Source organism: Herbiconiux sp. FW305-C-125 (assembly GCF_058783455.1).
Map to the genome: position 1 here is coordinate 39,550 of NZ_JBYSYO010000009.1, position 19,580 is coordinate 59,129.

A 19,580-nucleotide genomic window follows, 5' to 3' on the forward strand; every position below is an offset into this window, starting at 1 on the left:
TCTAGGGTTGGCGTTGATCATCAGTGTGATCGCGGTCGGAGAAAGCCCCGCCATTGCGGCAAAGAATGGGCGGCTTTCGGGCAAAATCACGTGGGACACGGCGGACGGTATGCCCGCCGCCGGAGTAGTCGTCGAGGTCTACCTTCGCTACGACGATCCTCAATGGTACGCGGACACTGAGTCCCAGACGGCGACCGCGAAAACGGGAGCCGACGGGACGTATCTCATCGAATCCCTAGAAATCGGCTCCTATCTTGTCGTGGCCATACCGCCCACAGGGGACGCGCACGCGGTGGCCTTCGAGGCACGAGTCGCCGTCACGGCTGATACCGAAAGTCTCGATCTGACCCTTGCCATGCCGAGCGTGGTCTCCGGAAAAGTTGTGTCGCAGTCGGGGGTTCCTGTACCGGCGGCAATTGTCTATTTCACCGTGCTGGACACCGGCGGCCGGCTTAGTTGGTACGCGAGGACCGATTCCGATGGCGACTATGTGTTTGACTCACTACCCGCCGGCGAGTATAGCGTAAGGGCGGTTTCCAACGACTACGAGGATGCCCAGACGACGGTGGGCATCGGCACCACCCATATAGTCGACAACTTCACCATCACCATGCCCTCCCATGCCTCCATTTCAGGTCGGGTCACGTCGGCTGCGGACCTGGCCCAAGGCATCGAAGGTATCGTCGTCACCCGGAACGGAGCGAGCACAACGACAGCAGCGGACGGCACATGGACCTTGAAAGAGAACCAGACAGGAGTAGGCAGCCTTGCGTTCTCGGATCCGGAACAGCGATACCTCCCCCAGTGGTACTCAGATGCTAGCGGGGTACCCCTCGCAGTTGTTGTCCATCGAGCCGAGCAGGCGACCGGCTATGACGCTCTGCTCGTGCCCGCGGCGACGATCAGCGGTACCGTGACCGGATTCGGAGACGGCATCGGCGTCGCGAATGTCTCCGTAAGCGTGACCGCTCCCGGTACCGAATGGAGCGGTAGGACTGTTGTTACGGATTCGGCGGGCAGATACGCAGTTAAAGGGCTGTATGCCGGCAACTACACTGTCCAGTTCCTGCCGCCTGGGTCTCAGTTCGTTCGGAAGACCACCAAGAATCTAATGGTCCCTCGCGGCGGCACGATCACCGCGAATGCAGTGCTAGATCGGACATCGGGAATCGTCGGCACCGTGACCTTTGAGGGCTCGGGACCCTCAAGTCTCAGTTCCGTTCGACTGCGCATGAATGATGACAAGACCGTGCGGCCCGACGCGAATGGCAACTTCTCCTTCTCCGGACTTGCGGCGGGCTCGTACAGCTTCGAAGTGATTCCGGACGACGACGTGACGTATGCCGACCGGTGGTATGAGAATGGCAGCGACTATCAGAGCGCCACACGCATCGCGGTGCACTTGAACGAGCCGTCGGTGCACGTCAACGTCGTGGTGCCGCTACGGAAGCAACCGAAGACCACAAGGGTCTCAGGTGCCGACCGTTATGCGGTTGCAGTGAATGTGTCGAGACAGGCATACCCCGGCGGAGCCCCTGTCGTTTACATCGCCACCGGTGAGACCTATCCGGATGCATTGTCGGCCGGTGCCGCCGCGGTTGTTCAGGGGGGTCCACTTCTGCTGACCGCGAGAAGTACCCTGCCTTCCGAGGTCAAGGCAGAGATCCAGAGGCTGAAGCCCGCACGGATCGTGGTAGTCGGGGGTCCGAATTCGGTTTCACCTGCAGTATTGACGATCTTGAAGGGTATGCAGCCGAAAACAGTCAGGGTCGACGGCGCTGATCGATTCGCTGTCTCCCGAAGTCTCGCTCTCGACGTATTCGGAGACTCTGGTGCCGACTCGATCTACGTTGCCACCGGACTGAATTTCCCAGACGCGCTAGCCGCCGGTGGCGCCGCTGGCTCTCAGGGCGCCCCGGTCCTCCTCGTGAACGGCCAGGCGGAGACTCTCGACGCTGCGACTGAGTCGGTGCTGCGTAACCTTGACCCGGGTCGTATCTATATAGCAGGTGGCCCCGCTTCGGTGAGTCCCGGTGTCGCTGCGGCACTTGCGACGTATGGGACGGTTGAACGCTTAGGTGGCGCAGACCGCTACGAGGCGTCCGTGGCAATCAATCTGAGTGCGTACGCCAGTTCTGCGGACGCATACCTCGTCACGGGTAGTAACTTTCCCGATGCGCTCTCGGGTTCAGCCTGGGCAGGCCATGTCGGCGCGCCACTCTACGTGAGTCGCCCGGACTGCGTTCCCCAAGTGACCCTCGACGCAATCACGCAGCAAGGAGCTAGAAAGGTGACACTGATCGGCGGACCGAGTTCACTTTCTGCCGCGGTCCTCGCGCTGAGACCGTGTGACTAGACACCGAAGCCGGATCTGGATTGCCACCGCGCGCCGACCCAGGCCGTCTTGCTTCTCTTCTTCGTGAGGGTCGCGGCCTTTCACCGTTGGTGGTGGTGCCATACTGGGCGCATGCCTGATGTGACGGTCGTGGGGGGCGGGCCGAATGGTCTTGCTGCAGCTGTCACCATGGCGCGCGCTGGCTTGTCGGTAGAGCTGCACGAGCAGGGCGCCACCTTGGGTGGAGGCGCGCGCACGCTCGAACTGACGCTCCCTGGCTTCCTTCACGATGTCGGGTCGGCGGTCCACCCGATGGGGCTCGCGTCGCCGTTCTTCCGCGCCTTCGAACTCTCCAAGCGTGTGAACTTCATCGTCCCAGACGTGTCCTATGTCCACCCGCTTGAGCAGGGACGCGCTGGGGTCGCCTACCGGAATCTCGATCTCACCGCCGAGCACCTCGGCGTCGATGGTCGGGCGTGGCGATCGCTGTTCGCCCCGCTGGTGAACAACATTCGGGGGCTGACCGACTTCACCGGTTCGCAGCTGCTACGGCTGCCTCGCGACCCGGTCACTGCGGTCAGGTTCGGGCTCCGCACTCTCGAGCAGGGCACAACGGCATGGACTCTCCGCTTCCGGGAGGATGCCGCTCCGGCGATGCTGACCGGGGTGATGGCTCACTCCATCGGTCGGATGCCGTCGCTCGCCACCGCAGGCGCCGGGCTGGTTCTCGCCGCGCACGCTCACGCCCGCGGTTGGCCCGTACCGGCCGGCGGCAGTCAAGCTATCATCCGGGCACTCACAGACGATCTCCTCGCACATGGTGGTCGTGTCTTGACTGATTCGCGAGTAGAGGACGCACGAGACCTGAGCGGCAGCACAGCGGTGCTCTACGACGTGTCAGCCGCATCCCTCGCTGACATCGTGGGCGACTCGTTTCCGGCCGGATATCTGTCGTCGCTGCGGCGGTTCCGATTTGGGGATGGAATCGCGAAGGTTGATTTCGCGTTGGACGGGCCGGTGCCGTGGCTGAACGACGAGGCGCGGGTAACGGGAACTGTCCACCTTGGGGGCAGCCGCGAGAGCGTGAAGGCGTCCGAGACAGCGGTGGCGCGCGGCAAGTACCCGGGCAATCCGTATGTTCTTATCTCTCAGCCCAGCGTGCTCGACCCATCGCGCGCACCGAGCGGCAAGCATGTGCTGTGGGCTTACATCCACGTCCCCGCCGGGTCGACTGTCGACCCGACTGAGACTGTCACTCGGGCGGTGGAAAAGGTAGCGCCGGGCTTTCGGGATCGGATCCTCGCGAGCGCGTCCATGAGCGCCGCGGAGCTGCAACAGTACGACCCCAATTTCGTAGGCGGCGACATCTCGTCTGGTGCGCTGTCTATCAAGCAAATGGTGATGCGACCGGTTCTTTCGTCGACTCCGTGGCGGACACCCCTTAAAGGCACCTATCTCGCCTCCTCGTCGACTCCCCCCGCGACTGGCGTTCATGGTCTGTGTGGTTTCTACGCGGCGCGCACAGCGCTGCGAGATGTGTTCAGGCTGCCGGTGCCTCGGCTGGGCTTGTAGAGGCACTGCGCGTTCGTCCTCGACGCAGCGCCGCGATCTCCGGGAACCATCCGGCGATCGGTAGGCAAAAGAACCCGGCGTAGGCCCAGATGTTGTTGAAGAAGTCGATGCCAAGCGACAGATACACGCCGATGTGGAATGCGGTGACTATCGCGAGTCCTATGCGGAACAATCCCGGGAAGAACACCGCGACGATCAGCCAGCTTTCGGCGAAGAGGGTGCCGAAGTCGAGAAGTTTCCAGAGAACGGTGTTGTCGATGCTGAGCAGGAACTCGCCGAGTGGTCCCGGAATGGGGCCCGCGAAGCTGTCGCGCGCGACGTACAGACGGGTGGCTTCCCGCGCCGGATTCCACCAACCGCCGCGCAGCTTCGGGACCGCCGCAGTGAGCAGGGCGAATGCGGCCACAATCCCGAAGAGGAACATCGGGTATCCGTGGGTGCGGGACCGCCTGCGCAAGGAGTCCAGCGACAAGGTTGCTCCCCATCCCGCGAGACCGAACGCGAGTGGAGCAAGGTCGTAGAGGATGAAGTGGTCGACCTTGCTATAGGAGTATCCAAGGCCGCTGCCGATGAGTAGCACCAAGGTCGTCGCGACCGACGCGTAGAGGGTCCTCCACCCCACCAGCAGCCACACTGCAATGACGGCTCGTATGACCGTGAGCGACAGGAGCACTTCGGGTGACGGCTGATCGCTGATGAGCGAGAAAGGTCCGGGCGGCGGGTTGAAGAATTGAGCCGGCACCTCGCCCACCCACAGCAGATCACGGGGCACAAACAGCACCTGCAGGGCGAAGAGGATGCGGAGAACTGCAAAGGGCTTCGGATGAGGGCGATACCCGTCACTGATCCGGGTCACGGTGCGCCGCGCCCAGTCCGCAACGCCCGTCACAGCGCTACCTTCGTCACTTGCGCTTCGCCCACCGGCACTCCTTCAACACTTCTCACGTCGAGGTCATAGGGCTGCCAGGTGAACGTCAACAAGACCGGGGTAGCGCCGTCCCCCATACGGGCTGCTTGCTCGCGCAGCCAGTCGATCGTCTCGTCGTCGAGTTCGGGCGGGTTTTTCAGCAGGTGATCGATCGAGAAGCGAGCGCTGGAGTAGTGGAACTGCTCGAACAGAGCCTCAGCGTCAGGCTCACGTACGGTGCCGTCATCGTAGGTTGCCTGGATGGTGAGTTTCTCGATCGTCCGGTGCCCATCCGGGTTCGGGGCGCCTTCGAAACTGGGCATGCTGATCGTAGGAAACGCCTCAGTCGTCGAGCGGAAGTCGACCACGCCCTGCGCGACGAGCGCGACAAGGAGGCCCACGACTCCGAGGACCATCGCCGACTGACGCCTCTTGCTCAACGTTTCCCCCGCCCCCCACCAGGGTGGAACCCTACCCTTGATAACGGGGCGCCCGCCACCCCTGATGGAACATGCCCCGTCGTGCGATGGAGCGTCGCGCACTACTCTCGCGCCGCCCCTCATTCGTCCGTCGATACCCATCCTCGGGCCCCGATAGGCTTGCGTTACACACGACGGGGGTAGTGCATGCCATCTGGCGCATCGTTCAATTCGACGCGTGCGTCGAAGCGCACACAGACAAGATCGACAGGCAAGAATCTGCGCCTGGACATCCAGGGACTTCGCATGATCGCGGTCGTGGCGGTGATCCTCGACCACTTGGTTGCGTGGCCATCCGGCGGATTCGTCGGAGTCGACGTCTTCTTCGTGATCTCGGGCTTCCTGATCACAGGCATTCTCATCCGAGAGCACGAGAAGACGAATCGAATCTCCTTCCTGGGCTTTTACCGCCGGCGGCTAAAGCGTATTGTTCCGGCGGCAACGCTGACCCTGCTCGTCACCGTCGTCGCAGCCTTCTTCATTTTCTCAACGAGTCGCTATCAACAGACCTTTTGGGATGCGATCTACGCCTTTTTCTTCAGCGCAAACTGGCACTTCGCCGCAGCGGGAACCGATTACTTCCAGGCCGCCGATCCGCCGTCGCCTCTTCAGCATTTTTGGTCCTTGTCCGTTGAAGAGCAGTTCTATTTCGTCTGGCCGTGGCTCATGGTCGCGGTGCTCGCTGTCGCCGGTTTGAGCAGGCGATTCTCTCGCCGGCGCACGCTCACTGGAATCGTGATGCTGGCCATCATTGTGGCGTCTTTCGGCTGGGCGATGATCGACTCGGTCTCAGACCCGACCGTTGCTTACTTCTCCACCTTCACGCGAGCATGGGAGCTTGGGCTGGGCGCCCTGCTTGCCATCGCGTCACCGTGGTGGGCGCGGATTCCGGATGTCCTTCGGCCCGTCTTCGGCTGGGTCGGGCTCATCGGAATTCTCGCCTCGTATTTTCTCATCAGCGAGTCGCTGCCTTTTCCCGCTCCGTGGGCCGCATTGCCCGTCCTCGCAACGGGCCTCGTTATCATCGGCGGAACCGGTGGACCCCAGCGTTTCCTGTGGCCGTTGACCAACAGATTCAGTGTTTACATCGGAACAATCTCGTACTCGCTGTACCTCTGGCATTTTCCGGTGATCGTCATCGGCGCAGTCGTCATAGGAAGCAATCCGTGGATCTACTTTCCAGTCACGGTCACACTGATCGCAGCATTCTCCCTTGCCTCCTACTACCTTGTGGAGGAGCCCATTCTGAGGTCACCGTGGCTTGAGTCCGCCCGGGAGTCGGCGCGGCGGCGCAATTGGGAGACGTGGAAGCGCCAGTTCGCTCCGCGCCTGCGATACGGCTGGCTCGGAGTCCTGGCCACCGTCAGCGGCGGCCTGGTCATCCTCGGTTTCACCATGAATGAGCACGTCGAGGCACCGGTGACTTCGTTCGCCCGTCCTACGGCGGTTGCAACCGATTCCGCACAGCCGGAGGCCGTCGCCACGGCTCTCGGCGCCGAGCAAGCTGCAATCGAGGAAGCCTTGAAGGCACAGGAATTTCCGGAGTTGGTGCCGGCAATCCCTGAATTGGGGCTCTCAGGTTGGTCCGACACCCTGCGTTCGACTGCTTGCTTGAACGTTGACTCCTCCAACGTCGACTCCTGTGTCTTCGGCCCCGCCGACTCGGTCAAGGATGTCGTCCTTTTCGGTGACTCATTCGCGATGGCGTGGCTTCCGGCCGTCCGAACCGCATTCGAGGCTGACGGCTGGCGAGTACACCAGCTCACGCGAGGGGAATGCCCGAGTATCGACGTCGAGGTTTTTCGCGGAGACAAGACGGCATACCCCGAATGTCAGCGCTGGCGCGGGTGGGCGCTGGACACCATCGACCAACTGCAGCCTGAACTGACCATTCTCGCCAACTCCGATACGACAATCGACCGCATCGCCTCGAGGTCGACCGGTGATGAATTGCGCGCCGAGATCAAAGCGGGCGTCTCCTCGGTCATCGGCAGAGTCGCGCCGGCGTCCGACCGAACCGTAGTTCTTGGCGGGCCCCCTCGCGGTACACCGTTCCGGACATGTGCCGTCACTGGTGCGGTGCCGCTCGATTGCGCGACGAAGCCCGCCCACCCCTGGACGGCGTTTGAGGCGTCTCAAAAGGCAGCGGCGGAGGAAGCGGCAGTTCAGTTCATTGGTACTCGGGAGTGGTTCTGCGGCCAGAACGGGTGGTGCCCGTCCTTCGCGGCGAACACACCCATCCGCACGGATGGCACGCATTTGACCATCGAGTACTCCACACTCCTCGCGCCCGTTCTTTGGGAAGCATTGAACGCTGAGCCACAGGACGCGGCGGCGCAATCCGGTACGTGAACGGGGCCGCGAAGAACAGATGACACGACTCCAACACCTCCGCTCTACTAGTGTTGAGGTGCGTCTAATCGACCAATCGGACCGACGGGGGATGTTCGCGATGCGAGACTGGGCCATTTCTTTACGTGTGCGGCGGCTAATTGCGGTAGTTCTCACGCTTTTGCTCACATCGGCAGTGACAGCAACTGCTCAGAGCGCATCGGCGGACACCTCCGATGTGCAGTTGTCAGGGAGCGTCACGCTGTTCGACGGCGCCCCGGCCGAGGGCATTCTGATTCAGGCGTTTTGGCAAGGCACGGCCCCGGGCTGGAGCGTCGATTCAGACTACCCCGAAGCTACGGCAACCACAGGTGCCGACGGCTCGTATACGCTCAGCGCTCCGAGCACGTCGCTGTACCTGGTTGTGGCTCTGCCGCCGACCGGAAGCGGACTCGGGCCCGCGTACGAGTCGGCAGTTCCTGGGCGTTCGAATGCCAGTGACCTTGACTTCGTGATGACGCCAGGAGCTTCCGTGTCCGGCAAAGTCGTCTCGCAGTCGGCTGCTCCGCTAGAAGGTGCGTCGGTTTACTTGCGAGAAGTCAACACGGGTGAGTTTTTCGGTTGGTCCGCAAAGACGGACGCGAGTGGCGCGTACGACTTCAATTCGCTCCCGGCTGGCGACTATCGCGTGACCGTATACGCTGATGGATTCGATACCACTGAGCAGACCTTTTCACTCGCGGCGTCTCAGACGCTTGCTGACTTCACGATCACAGCGCCTCCACACGCCTCATTGTCCGGACGCGTGACATCGTCCACGGATTCCACCCAAGGCATCGAGGGGATAGTCGTCACCCGCAACGGAGAAAGCACCACCACGGCGGCCGATGGCACGTACACGCTGGCCGAGGACCAATACGAAACCTACGATGTGCTCGCGTTTTCCGACCCTGAGCAGCGATACCTGCCGCAGTGGTGGAATGGCGCGTCTTCGAGGGTGAACGCCAATGGGATCCACCTCAGTGCCGGACAGCAGGCGACCGGTTACGATGCGGCCCTTGTCCCAGCTGCCACCGTCAGCGGCCGCGTGACTGCCTTCGGCGATGGCGCGGGCATTCCGAATGTCGCGGTGACCGTGTTCGTTCCTAATTCGGGGTCCGCTGCCACCACGGTGTTCACAGACTCGGCGGGCAACTATTCCGCTCGGGGCCTTGTTGCAGGAACGTACTCCGTCGGATTTGATCCCGCCGGTTCCCAGTTCGCGCGCAAGACTGTGGCGAACGTCGTCGTCTTGCGCGGCAAGAGTGTGACAATCGATGCGATCCTGGATCGAACCTCCGGCATCGTGGGGAAGGTGACGTTCGAGGGGACTGGTTCGGTCGATCCCACCTCGGTCAGGCTAAGAATGACGGGCCAGACGGTGCGCCCGGATGCGCAAGGCAATTTCGCATTCACCGGACTTGCCGGCGGATCGTACAAGTTCGAGGTGATCCCTGATGACCGCGTCACGTATGTCAGCCGCTGGTACGAGAACGGCAGCGGACCCGAGTCGGCTACGCCCGTCGTAGTCAGGGCGAATGACCAGCCAGTGACGGTGGATGTCTTCGTGCCCCTTCAGACGTATCCCAAGACGACCCGGGTGTCCGGCGCGGATCGATATGCGGTCGCATTGGCGGTGTCGCGGAAGGCTTTCCCGGGGACCGCGCCAACTGTGTACATAGCGACTGGCGAGAATTATCCGGACGCCCTCTCAGCCGGAGCGGCAGCCGTAGTTCAAGGCGGCCCGCTCTTGATGACGCCGAAGAACTCCTTGCCGGCTGACGTCAAGCAGGAGATACAGCGCCTCAAGCCCTCGAAGATCGTTGTTGTGGGTGGCCCTAACTCCGTGTCACCGGCCGTACTCTCGGCGCTGAAAACCCTGCAGTCCAACACCATCCGCGTCGACGGCGAGGACCGGTTCGCCGTCTCTCGGCAGCTTGCTGTCGACGTGTTCGGCACGAGTGGAGCCGACGTGATCTACATCGCAACCGGACGTAACTTCCCAGATGCGCTCGGTGCCAGCGGTACGGCGGGATATCAGGGGGGACCGGTCCTGCTGGTCGACGGCCAGGCGAGCGACTTGGACAGCAAGACGAAATCCGTTCTTGCCACACTCCATCCCGACAGCATTGTCATCGCGGGAGGACCCGCTTCGGTCAGCCCTGGGATCGCCCAGGCACTCTCGGCGTTCGGTTCGGTCGAACGCCTTGGCGGCGCCGACCGGTACGAAGCGTCAGCGGCCATTAACCTCAGCGCGTACACGAGCTCATCGGAAGCCTTCTTGGTCACCGGCAGCAACTTCCCGGATGCACTCTCGGGCTCCGCATGGGCCGGTCACTTGGGCGCGCCTCTCTACGTCAGTCGTCCCGATTGCGTGCCCGAGGTGATTCTTGACGCACTCCATTCGCAAGGAGTGAAGAAGCTGACTCTGATCGGCGGCCCGAACTCTCTTTCCAGCGACGTCCTGGCTCTCACGCCCTGCGGGTGAACGGGGTCGTCTACTCCGGGCTCAGCACGTGAACGCGAGGTCAGTCACCGTCGGCTGCACCAGAAGAGGAGCGACAATCGTGTCGACATCCTTCTGCGGAAGCGCTGATACGTCGATGTCTACAGTGACAGTCTGGGTCTCCCCCGGTGCCGCTTGAATGACTCCGCGCGCGACAGGGTAGTCCTGGTCGGTGCCTGTTGTTGAATCCGCCTGGCTGGTACTGCCAGTTATGCTCACCACGGAGGATCCCGGTGGCGCGTAGACGTAGGTGAAGATTCGAAGGTCGCCGACCGGCACCCCGAATCCGTTGCCGCTGTTTCCCGTCACGTAAATGGAGAGACCGTCTACGGCGGCTGGGTCGAGTGAATTGTTTGCGGACACTTCGACACGGACTCGACGAGACCCATCAGTGCACTGCTGCTGTCCGACAGCCACAGCTGTACGCAAGTAGTAGTCCATCTTCGAACCCTGAAAGTCGCTGACATAAACCCCGATTTCGTGCGTGGTGTCAGTCTCGCGCGGCATGCGCCCGTTGAGTCCGGCGTCCTCGAGTAAGCCCTGCACAGTTGCATCAGTACTCGATGCCACGATGCGACGCTCCTGTCCGCTCTTTTCCACCGCCGCGACGAACTTCGGCACATCAACGTTTCCGTTCATGATGGCTCCGAAGGTGGCTGACGCGACTCCGGAGAAATAGGCGTCCTGGAGGTCTGGTGCATCCGAGTTCGCCTTACCTGAAAATTGCTGGTAAACGCCATTCAGGAGCACATCGGCAGCGTTGTCAGCGGTGAGTTCTGTTCCGTCGGGTAGAGAAATCGCGCCTGTCGCCGTCAGGACATAGCTGAGCGCTGTCGGGTCCACGAAGATCACAGTGTCAGCGCTCACCCCCTTCTGGTTCTGCCACATGGAACGCGTCAGGTCCGCGGCGACCTCAACGCGCGGCGTCAGAGTGTTGTTTTGGCTTTGGACGCCGAACGGAACAAGGAAGAGCTGCCGCGCCTCTGCCGGCACATGAGCGTTCGCGAATTCCTCGGACTCGAAGGCGAACTCGCGGCCGGATGCCTGTTGAGCGATACTGACCCGGCCCTGGTCCGCTGTAACCAGCACCTGAGCCCCCGCGATCCCACCCAATGGACGAGCCTCGGCCGAGTTCTCGAACACGAGCAGGTAATTCTTGGGCCCGTCGGCGCCAAGCAGACCGGGCAATTCCGGGGCGATGGCCTTCGCAGCTGAGAGAGGCGGTTCGAGTTCGGCCACGATTCCGTTGACCTGATCAACAGCGGATTTGACTGGTCCGATCAACGCTGTTGTGTCGATGGCACTCATCGCACCCTTCGCCTCGGTGAGAGACGTCCCGGACTGATCGAGCACCGGCAACACAGCCTTGATGGCCTCGAGGTTGACCACCCCATCGACTGGTTTGAAGACCGATGGAGAGAGGGTGTCACCCAGCCCGACCGCCGGAACGACCGCACCGTCGATTACATTCGAGACCGTTTCTGCAACGATGCGCACGGCGCTCAAGTTCGCCCCGAGACCGGGCACCTGCTCGGCCAGCCACCATGCAGGTCCAGAGGCAGCCTCTCGCGCCTTTTCGGCGTGCGCCGAAAGCGCATCGACCTCCTGTTGCGCGCTTCCAGCCTGGCCGGACAGAACCTTCTCCTTGACCGACGACAGCAAGGGCTGTGCCGCCTCGAGCTCGTTCTTGACCGTGATGGCCTTCGACCCGACCCAGATGGCCCCACCCACGACAACAACGAGCAGCAGAAGCGTTCCACCCAAGACCCACGGCCAGCGGCGACGCCTCACGCGCTTACGTGGCGTGGTGCGCCTCGTGGACTCATTCTTCAAAGATCGGCGGGTCGGAATCTCGTCGGTCACCCGCCAAGCCTACTCGTGCGCACCACGACAGACCTGTGTGAACGACGAGTGTCAGGCCCGCGCGTCTTCAGTCAGGCCCAAGGCGTGCGCGGTGGCAGCTAGGGATCTTTCGCTCGAGCGTCTGTCCGTATTGAGCTTCGTGCCAAGGGACGGGATGAGCTTCCGGAGCTTCTTCTCCCAGTCCGGGTAGTCGGATGGAAAACACTTCTGGATCAGGTCGATCATGATCGGAACTGCGGTGGACGCGCCCGGCGACGCTCCGAGCAGACCGGCGATGGATCCGTCAGCAGCAGTCACCACCTCTGTACCGAATTGAAGAACGCCACCGCGCTTGTCGTCCCTCTTCATCACCTGTACGCGTTGGCCCGCGGTGATCAGGTACCAGTCTTGAGAATCCGCTGTCGGCATGAACTCGCGCAGCGCCTTGAGCTTCTTCTTCCGACTCGCCAGCAACTCACCCACCAGATACTTCATGAGGTCGAAATTGTCTCGCGCGACGGCAAGCATGGGGCCGATGTTATGCAAACGAATCGATGCCGGGAGATCGGTCCACGAGCTCGACTTGAGGAACTTGGGGCTGAACCCGGCGTACGGACCGAAGAGCAATGAAGACTGCCCGTCGACCACGCGAGTGTCCAGATGCGGCACGGACATCGGCGGAGCGCCTACCGAAGCCTTGCCGTAGACCTTTGCTTGGTGCTGAGAAACCACGGCGGGATTATCGGTGCGGAAGAATTGCCCGCTGATAGGGAAGCCACCAAAACCCTTGATCTCGGGGATTCCGGACTTCTGCAACAGAGGTAGTGCGTGGCCGCCGGCACCGACGAACACGAACTTCGCGTTGATCACGTGAGGCGTGTTGCCCACGCGGTCGCGGGTCACCACGTTCCACGTCCCATCTTTCTGCTTCTTGAGTTTCTTCACCTCGGTCTCGGTACGAAGCACCGCGCCTCTTGCGACGAGTCCGTCGATGAGCTGGCGAGTGAGCGAACCAAAGTCCACGTCGGTGCCACTGGCGATCCTCGTTGCCGCTATCGCTTCGTCTTTTCTTCTCTCGCGCACCAACAAAGGCGCCCACTCGTAAATGACCTTCGGATCATCTGTGAACTCAATACCTTCGAAAAGTGGCTCGGATCTCAGTAATTCGTATCGACGGCGCAGATAGTCAACGTTCTCCGCCCCACGGACGAATGTCATGTGCGGTGTCGGATTGATGAAGGACGCCGGGTGAGCAAGCACTCCTTGAGCGACCAGTGCTGCCCAGAATTGACGGCTCACCTGGAACTGCTCATTGATATTGACGGCGCGAGACGACTCGAGCGTCCCGTCAGGCGCCTCTGGCATGTAGTTGAGCTCGGCGAGAGCCGCGTGCCCAGTGCCCGCGTTGTTCCACGGGTTTGAACTCTCCTGGGCGACATCACTCAGCTGCTCGAAGATCGTGATTGACCAGTCCGGCTCAAGCTGTTTGATGATGGTTCCGAGGGTGGCGCTCATGATGCCACCGCCGATCAGGACGACGTCGACGCTCTTAGTGCTCACGAATCAAGCTTACGCTGCTTGTATACAAGGGCGAGTCAGACAGCCAGTCAATATCGTGCGTTCTTTACGGACGGCCCATCGCACGATACTCCCACCCCGCCGCACGCCAGCTCGCTGAGTCGAGCACGTTTCGACCATCGATGATCTTCTTGGCCGCCACTAGCGACTCGATATCCGCCGGGAGGAGTGAGCGATACTCTTTCCACTCCGTCAGGAGGACCACGACCTCGGCATCCTTGACCGCTCCTGCAACGCCGTCAACGAAGTGGAGCTGAGGATGTTTGGCGCGCGCATTCTCGATCGCCTCCGGATCGGTCGCACTCACCACTGCGCCCAAGCCATGCAACTGCACGGCGACGTCAAGCGCCGGGGAGTCCCGGATGTCGTCGGAGTCTGGCTTGAAGGCCAGACCGAGCACCGCGACCTTCTTCTCGAAGGCATGCCCCTCGAGGAGCTCCACGACCAGATCGACAACGCGCTGGCGACGGCGGAGGTTGATGGCATCGACCTCCTTGAGAAATGCTAGCGACTCGCCGCGACCCAACTCCTCCGCCCGGGCACCGAATGCTCGAATGTCCTTCGGCAAGCAGCCCCCTCCGAATCCCACACCAGCGTTCAAGAACCGGCGCCCGATACGGGCGTCGAACCCGATGGCGTCCGCGAGTTCCGTGACGTTCGCGCCGGTCACTTCTGAGATCTCAGCGATGGCGTTGATGAAGGAAATCTTCGTCGCCAGGAATGCATTCGCCGACACCTTGACGAGCTCGGCTGTGGCGTAGTCGGTGACGACCAGAGGCGTGCCCTCGCTGAGCGCCCTCGCGTACACCTCGTCGAGAGTGGACTTGGAGCGAGAAGCCACCTTGGCGTCAGGCGAAACACCATAGACGAGCCTGTCGGGGGAGATCGTATCCTTGACGGCGAAACCCTCTCTGAGAAACTCTGGGTTCCAGGCCAGGTTTGCTCCAGGTGCTGCTTCCTTCAGTCGATCAGCAAGTCGTGCGGCTGTCCCGACCGGGACCGTCGACTTGCCGACAACAAGGTCACCCTCCTTCAGAAACGGGATCAGGGATTCCATCGCGGCATCAACGTAAGTCATGTCCGCGCTGTACGAACCAGGCTTCTGGGGCGTTCCGACTGCAATGAAATGAACCGTCGCATCCTTCACAGCGGCCATATCGGTTGAGAAAGAAAGCCGCCCGGACGCACTGGCGGAGGTCAAAATCTCGGGTAGTCCCGGCTCGAAGAACGGCGCGTCGCCCACAGATAGCGCCGCGATCTTCCGCTGATCCACATCGACGCCGACGACTTCATGACCGAGCTCGGCCATCGCTGCCGCGTGAACCGCGCCGAGATAACCGCAGCCAATGACGGAAACCTTCATTTTATTCGCCCCATAGATCTCTGTGTGCGATCACGTCACTGTGCCAACGACACCATTATTAGCAGACGCAGATGTCTCAACCGAACTGCGACGTTACAGCAGTGTTTCCGGATCCCGCACGATTGCGTTGGCGCTCGCGCCGAATGCGATACTCGTACCGGGTCTGGACACGATCAGCGATCGGTCAGAGGGATGGGAGCATAACTGATGGCATTTTTCTGTGGCTAGACGAATCTTCGTGAGGGGCACTGGCCAAGAAGACAACATCGGGGATGTCGTTCTGCGGCGCGCGATGTTCGACCGCCTCAGGGAAGCAGGGGAACTCCACATCTTCCTTGCTGACGCGAGCCCCGATTTTGTCGAGGGTCTTCGACTGAAGACGAACGATAGCGTCTATCGCGACATGGGCTTGTGGAAGAGGGCCGCTCTGCGCTCGGTGCTCCGTCGGTCGACCTGGTTCGTCGACAAACCGGGTGAGATCTTGCTGACCGAGGACATCTACAAAGGTCAGCGCAGCCTGCTGCCTATTGTGCTGGCTGTACGGGCGCGGGGCGGTCGAGTTCTACGACTCGGCGTCGGGCAGCGCTCTCCCTCACCACAGCTGACGGCCAAATTTCGCCGACTGTACCGAATGTCCAACTCCGTGTTGTGGCGCGATTCGGAGAGCGCTCGCGCTTTCGGCATCGGGAAGGTCATGCCCGATTGGGGATTCGAGCCTGGGACACCGCGAATCGAGCCAGAACATCGAAACCTTCTAATCGCGTCCTATCGCGGAGACCGCCCGCCCTTGGGAGAGGACGCCCTCGCCGCGCTCAGGGCGTTTGCGCGCGATTCCGGCCTTGAGATCATGGTGGTGACCCAGGTCGGCCGCGATGACGTACGCACTGCAGAACTCGCCGAGCGCCTCGGCGCATCAGCACTGCATTGGGAAGCCGGTGTCTCCCACGCCGACCAGGAGGCGAGACTCCGAGCGGTGTTCCGGCGTGCTGCTGTGGTCGTTTCCGATCGTCTCCACGTTCTCATCGTGGGCGCCACCGAAGGAGCCGTTCCCGTCAACTTGGTAGCACAGCCGGACATCAAGGTCGTTCGGCACTTCGATGTCATCGGGTACAGCGCTTTTTCCATCGTCAGCGACGGAATGAGTATGGCTGAAATCGAAGCGGGAATAGTGGCGCAGTCAGGCCGGCGCGGAGAGCTGGTAACTGCGGTAGCCCAGGCTCGCCGACAGATCGAATCGTTGACGGCAGAGGCCCTGTCCCTGAGTTCCCACGGGAACGCACGCATTGGCTGACTCGCTCGGTCACCGCGCACTGGGCGGCGTCAGTGCCACCTTGCTCTGGCAGGCCATTCGCGTAGGGCTGCTCGGAATATCAATCGTCGTACTGGCCCGGCTCCTCTCACCGGAGGACTATGGGCTGCTGGCAATGGTCACCGCGGTCATCGGAGTCGGTGAGTTACTCCGCGACCTCGGGCTCTCAGTCGCAGCAGTTCAGGCCAAAACCCTTGACCCGGCGGAAAAGACGAATCTCTTCTGGGCGAACACGCTTACTGGCTTCGTACTGATGCTGGTGGTCTTTCTTCTCTCGTGGCCCATCGGTGCGCTCTATTCGCAGCCGGAAGTCGTACCGATCACTCAAGCTCTATCGGTTACCTTCCTGGTGAACGGAGTGGCAGCGCAGTTCAAGGCTCAGATCAACCGCGACCTGCGGTTCATGATGCTCGGGATCTCGGAGGCGCTCCCGCAAGCAATTGGGCTCGCACTCGCAATTTGGCTGGCCGCGACGTTCGGGAATTACTGGGCGCTCGTAGCGCAAGCGCTGACGGTGGCCGCGGTCGCACTGGTATTGGACATCATGTTCTCGCGCTGGTTCCCTGGCTTACCCCGGTTTGATGTGTCGATCAGACGATTCCTTCGCTTCGGAGGTGCGCTCGCCGGAACGCAGGGCCTGGCATACGTCGCCAAGAACATCGACAACGTCCTTCTCGGCGTCTTCTACGGTTCCGGTCCACTTGGTTTCTACAGCCGCGCTTACCAGCTGATAGTACTTCCACTCAACCAGTTGACCGCCCCGCTTTCCCGGGTCGCGATCCCCATTCTCGCCCGTCTGCAGGATGACCGGCCACAGTTCCTGCGGTACCTCCGCTCCGGTCAGTTCTTCACCGTGTCGCTGTCTTCCGTCTTCTACGCCAGCATGATCGGGCTGGCGGCCCCGATCGTTCTCGTCGTTCTCGGCGAACAATGGTTGCCTGTGGTTCCGATCCTTCAGGCGCTTTCGGTGTCGGGGATCTTCCGCGCTATGGGCCAGGTTCCCTACTGGATATTCGTTGCGCTCGGACTGACCGGCAAGCAGTTCAGGATCTATCTGATCTCCCAACCGCTCGTCGTCGTCGCCATCCTCATCGGAGTGCCCTGGGGCGGTGTCGGTGTCGCCATCGGTTGCTCCATCGGCTACTTCGTGTTCTGGTTCATCCAAATGTGGTGGGCCGGAAGGGTGTCAGGACTTCCTGCCGGTTCGCTCATCCGATCGGGCCTCGCACTGCTTGCCGTACTCGGCATCCCGGTCAGCCTGATCGGATACGGGGCGACGGCATTCATCCCGAATACGGTGCTAGCGCTGGTGGTCGGTCTCCTCGCCGTGGCTCTCTATACCGGTGCGGTATTCGTCCTGATTCCCCCGTACCGACGGCAGCTCGCAACAGTCAAGGGAATCGTGGCTCGTCGACGCAACCGATGATCAGGACGACGGCCGCGCATACTCCTGAATGAGGTTGCCGAAAGCAGCGCCCCACCAGCCGATTCCACGAGTGATGTAACGAGTGTCCACCAATCTCAGACCTTTGCCCCGCACCAGAGCGAATGCCGTTTTCGGTACCCCGTAGGCGATGCTGGCCACAGCGCGCAAAGCGAGACGGGGGCGTGAGGTCGTCTGCAAGAGGAGTCTGCCCGACACGTTATTGATGCGGATGTACCTCCGCATCACCCACTTGAAGGTCAGTCGTTCAAGCGGAACGACCTCGGAGACTCGCGCCTCCGGGGCCCAAGCGACGGTCGCGCCGGCCGCGATCAGGCGGCTGAAAAAGTCGGAATCACTTCCTCCGGTTTGTGAGAAGCTCTCATCGAATCGGATGCCACCCGCCCGCTCGATTGCTTGCACCGTCACAATCGTGTTGTTCGTGGCGGGCAACCGCGAGGTGATGCCTTCTGGCTCGTCCGAACGTTGAATGTACCCGCCCTTCACGATCCACTGCGGAGTTCCGTCAAGGAAAACCGAATCGACAGGACCGCACGCGATGTCGACCTTATAGCGCTCCAGCGCATCCACGAGTGCACTCATCCACGTTGGTCGAACCGTCTCATCATCATCTACGAACACAACATGTGTCGCGTCTTTCGGTAGGCACTCCAACGCAGCGTTTCGGGCAGCAACGATGCCCGGAGTCGGCTCTACCTGATAGGTGATCGGCAACGGTGACTCCGCGACGACGGAGGCCGCCGAGCCGGTCGCGTCGTTGTCGATCACAATCAGCTGAAACGGCGCTGCCTCGTGAGCCTCTTCGAGAGACGTCAGCAATTCCGCAAGGAGAGCTGGGCGCTTATATGTGGCGATCGTGACGACGATGTTCATCGTCGCACCGCTGCTTTCGCGGTGGCAGCCACGGCGTAAGTCACGGCGCTGATGCTTGGGCGGCCGCGACGCAGCCCGGATGCGAGCACTTCGATCATCGACCGCACCGAGCCATTCCGTCGGGCGAACCCGAGCGACTGAGTCAGAATGAAATCCCCCATGGTTCGGCGATCTCCGGCAAGGCGCTTCTCCGCCCACTCGATCGAACCTTGTGGATCAATCTTTTTGGACACCGACCCCGCCGTCGAGTTGTACGTCACGAGCGGTTCCCAGACCTGCGAGACTTTCACCTCCGGGTACGCAGCTGTCACGTCGACGAGCCAGCTGATGTCCTGATGAAACTTCAGCGAGCGATCGAACGGGACCTGCATCGCCAGTGACCGCGGAAACAAGAGGGTGGATGCCTGGATGAATCCGTGGCCCGCTCGGGGGGACGCCTTTCTGAACATGTAGTGGAGCAGGTTCTCTGAAGGACGAATCGGGGCATTGGGTTGAACCAGCGTTTCCGTCTCCGATCGACGCATGAGAACCCGGGACGTGGCGATCCACGTACCATCGCCAATGGATTCGACGAGCGCGAGCTGCTTTTCAATCTTGTCAGGATGCCATTCGTCATCGTCGTCGAGCAGTCCGATGACCTCGCCCCGCGCACTCTCGATGCCCGCCTGTCGTGCCGTGTTACCTCCGGCAAACGGCCCGACGCGCAAGAGTCGAACTCGATCGTCATCGGGAAGAGCGAACTCCTCGAGAGTGTCCGCGATCACGAGCACCTCTAGCACCGGCACCGTCTGATCCAGCGCTGAACGTACAGCGCGGCGGACATGATCGCGGCCGATGGTCGGTATGACGACCGAGACGGTGGGTGCGCTCACGTGGGCTCCTGAATTGAGGTCGACGAGATAGGGCGCCACGACATCGGGACTGCCGGGAACTCCGGCGCTTCATTGTACATTCGCTCGCGCCGCAAGATCGTGGTTGAATCGTAGCCACAGGGGTTCGATC

General features: G+C 61.7%; 13 protein-coding genes. 6 read left to right on the forward strand and 7 right to left on the reverse strand.

All coding sequences use genetic code 11. The annotated features are described in order from the left end of the window. The first annotated feature begins 13 nt into the window (after window positions 1-13). Complete coding sequence (locus AC3WLB_RS18680) at window positions 14-2,356, forward strand: cell wall-binding repeat-containing protein (protein ID WP_492508576.1); 2,343 nt, start codon at window positions 14-16, stop codon at window positions 2,354-2,356. Window positions 2,357-2,467: 111 nt separating this feature from the next. Next, the gene (locus AC3WLB_RS18685) at window positions 2,468-3,907 is read left to right on the forward strand and encodes a phytoene desaturase family protein (RefSeq protein ID WP_492508578.1); all 1,440 of its coding nucleotides are present in this window, start codon (window positions 2,468-2,470) and stop codon (window positions 3,905-3,907) included. On the opposite strand, the gene AC3WLB_RS18690 is transcribed toward AC3WLB_RS18685, so the two are convergent. Together AC3WLB_RS18690 and AC3WLB_RS18695 are read right to left on the reverse strand one after the other, a co-directional pair. Further along, window positions 3,876-4,796: an HTTM domain-containing protein gene (locus AC3WLB_RS18690; RefSeq protein ID WP_492508580.1), complete on the reverse strand. Its 921-nt coding sequence runs from the start codon at window positions 4,794-4,796 to the stop codon at window positions 3,876-3,878. The two genes, AC3WLB_RS18685 and AC3WLB_RS18690, sit on opposite strands and share 32 nt — an antisense overlap. Beyond that, the gene (locus tag AC3WLB_RS18695; protein ID WP_492508582.1) at window positions 4,793-5,230 is read right to left on the reverse strand and encodes a hypothetical protein; all 438 of its coding nucleotides are present in this window, start codon (window positions 5,228-5,230) and stop codon (window positions 4,793-4,795) included. Before AC3WLB_RS18695 ends, AC3WLB_RS18690 begins: the two co-directional genes overlap by 4 nt. Window positions 5,231-5,440: 210 nt before the next feature. Between AC3WLB_RS18695 and AC3WLB_RS18700 the strand changes: the two genes are divergently transcribed. Next, the gene (locus tag AC3WLB_RS18700) at window positions 5,441-7,645 is read left to right on the forward strand and encodes an acyltransferase family protein (RefSeq protein ID WP_492508584.1); all 2,205 of its coding nucleotides are present in this window, start codon (window positions 5,441-5,443) and stop codon (window positions 7,643-7,645) included. 91 nt (window positions 7,646-7,736) lie between these two features. Then, on the forward strand, window positions 7,737-10,151 hold the full coding sequence (locus tag AC3WLB_RS18705) for a cell wall-binding repeat-containing protein (protein WP_492508586.1): 2,415 nt from the start codon (window positions 7,737-7,739) through the stop codon (window positions 10,149-10,151). 21 nt (window positions 10,152-10,172) lie between these two features. Here AC3WLB_RS18705 and AC3WLB_RS18710 read toward each other — a convergent pair whose 3' ends face one another. The 3 genes from AC3WLB_RS18710 to AC3WLB_RS18720 form a co-directional block, all read right to left on the reverse strand. Further along, window positions 10,173-12,032 (reverse strand): DUF4012 domain-containing protein, encoded by a 1,860-nt coding sequence (locus AC3WLB_RS18710; protein WP_492508588.1) that lies wholly within the window; start codon window positions 12,030-12,032, stop codon window positions 10,173-10,175. A gap of 51 nt (window positions 12,033-12,083) precedes the next feature. Next, window positions 12,084-13,571, reverse strand: a complete 1,488-nt coding sequence (locus AC3WLB_RS18715) for a malate:quinone oxidoreductase (protein ID WP_492508590.1) — start codon at window positions 13,569-13,571, stop codon at window positions 12,084-12,086. 64 nt (window positions 13,572-13,635) lie between these two features. After that, complete coding sequence (locus AC3WLB_RS18720) at window positions 13,636-14,952, reverse strand: UDP-glucose dehydrogenase family protein (RefSeq protein ID WP_492508592.1); 1,317 nt, start codon at window positions 14,950-14,952, stop codon at window positions 13,636-13,638. A gap of 238 nt (window positions 14,953-15,190) precedes the next feature. Between AC3WLB_RS18720 and AC3WLB_RS18725 the strand changes: the two genes are divergently transcribed. Both AC3WLB_RS18725 and AC3WLB_RS18730 read left to right on the forward strand, forming a co-directional pair. Further along, entirely contained in the window at window positions 15,191-16,243 is a 1,053-nt protein-coding gene (locus tag AC3WLB_RS18725; RefSeq protein WP_492508594.1) for a polysaccharide pyruvyl transferase family protein, read from the forward strand. After that, window positions 16,236-17,687: a lipopolysaccharide biosynthesis protein gene (locus AC3WLB_RS18730; RefSeq protein WP_492508595.1), complete on the forward strand. Its 1,452-nt coding sequence runs from the start codon at window positions 16,236-16,238 to the stop codon at window positions 17,685-17,687. Before AC3WLB_RS18725 ends, AC3WLB_RS18730 begins: the two co-directional genes overlap by 8 nt. Here AC3WLB_RS18730 and AC3WLB_RS18735 read toward each other — a convergent pair whose 3' ends face one another. Both AC3WLB_RS18735 and AC3WLB_RS18740 read right to left on the reverse strand, forming a co-directional pair. Next, on the reverse strand, window positions 17,688-18,578 hold the full coding sequence (locus AC3WLB_RS18735; RefSeq protein WP_492508597.1) for a glycosyltransferase family 2 protein: 891 nt from the start codon (window positions 18,576-18,578) through the stop codon (window positions 17,688-17,690). Further along, window positions 18,575-19,450 carry a glycosyltransferase family 2 protein gene (locus AC3WLB_RS18740; protein ID WP_492508599.1) on the reverse strand — a complete coding sequence of 292 codons (876 nt, stop codon included), beginning with the start codon at window positions 19,448-19,450 and terminating at the stop codon, window positions 18,575-18,577. The genes AC3WLB_RS18735 and AC3WLB_RS18740 overlap by 4 nt, the downstream gene beginning before the upstream one ends. Window positions 19,451-19,580 lie beyond the last annotated feature (130 nt).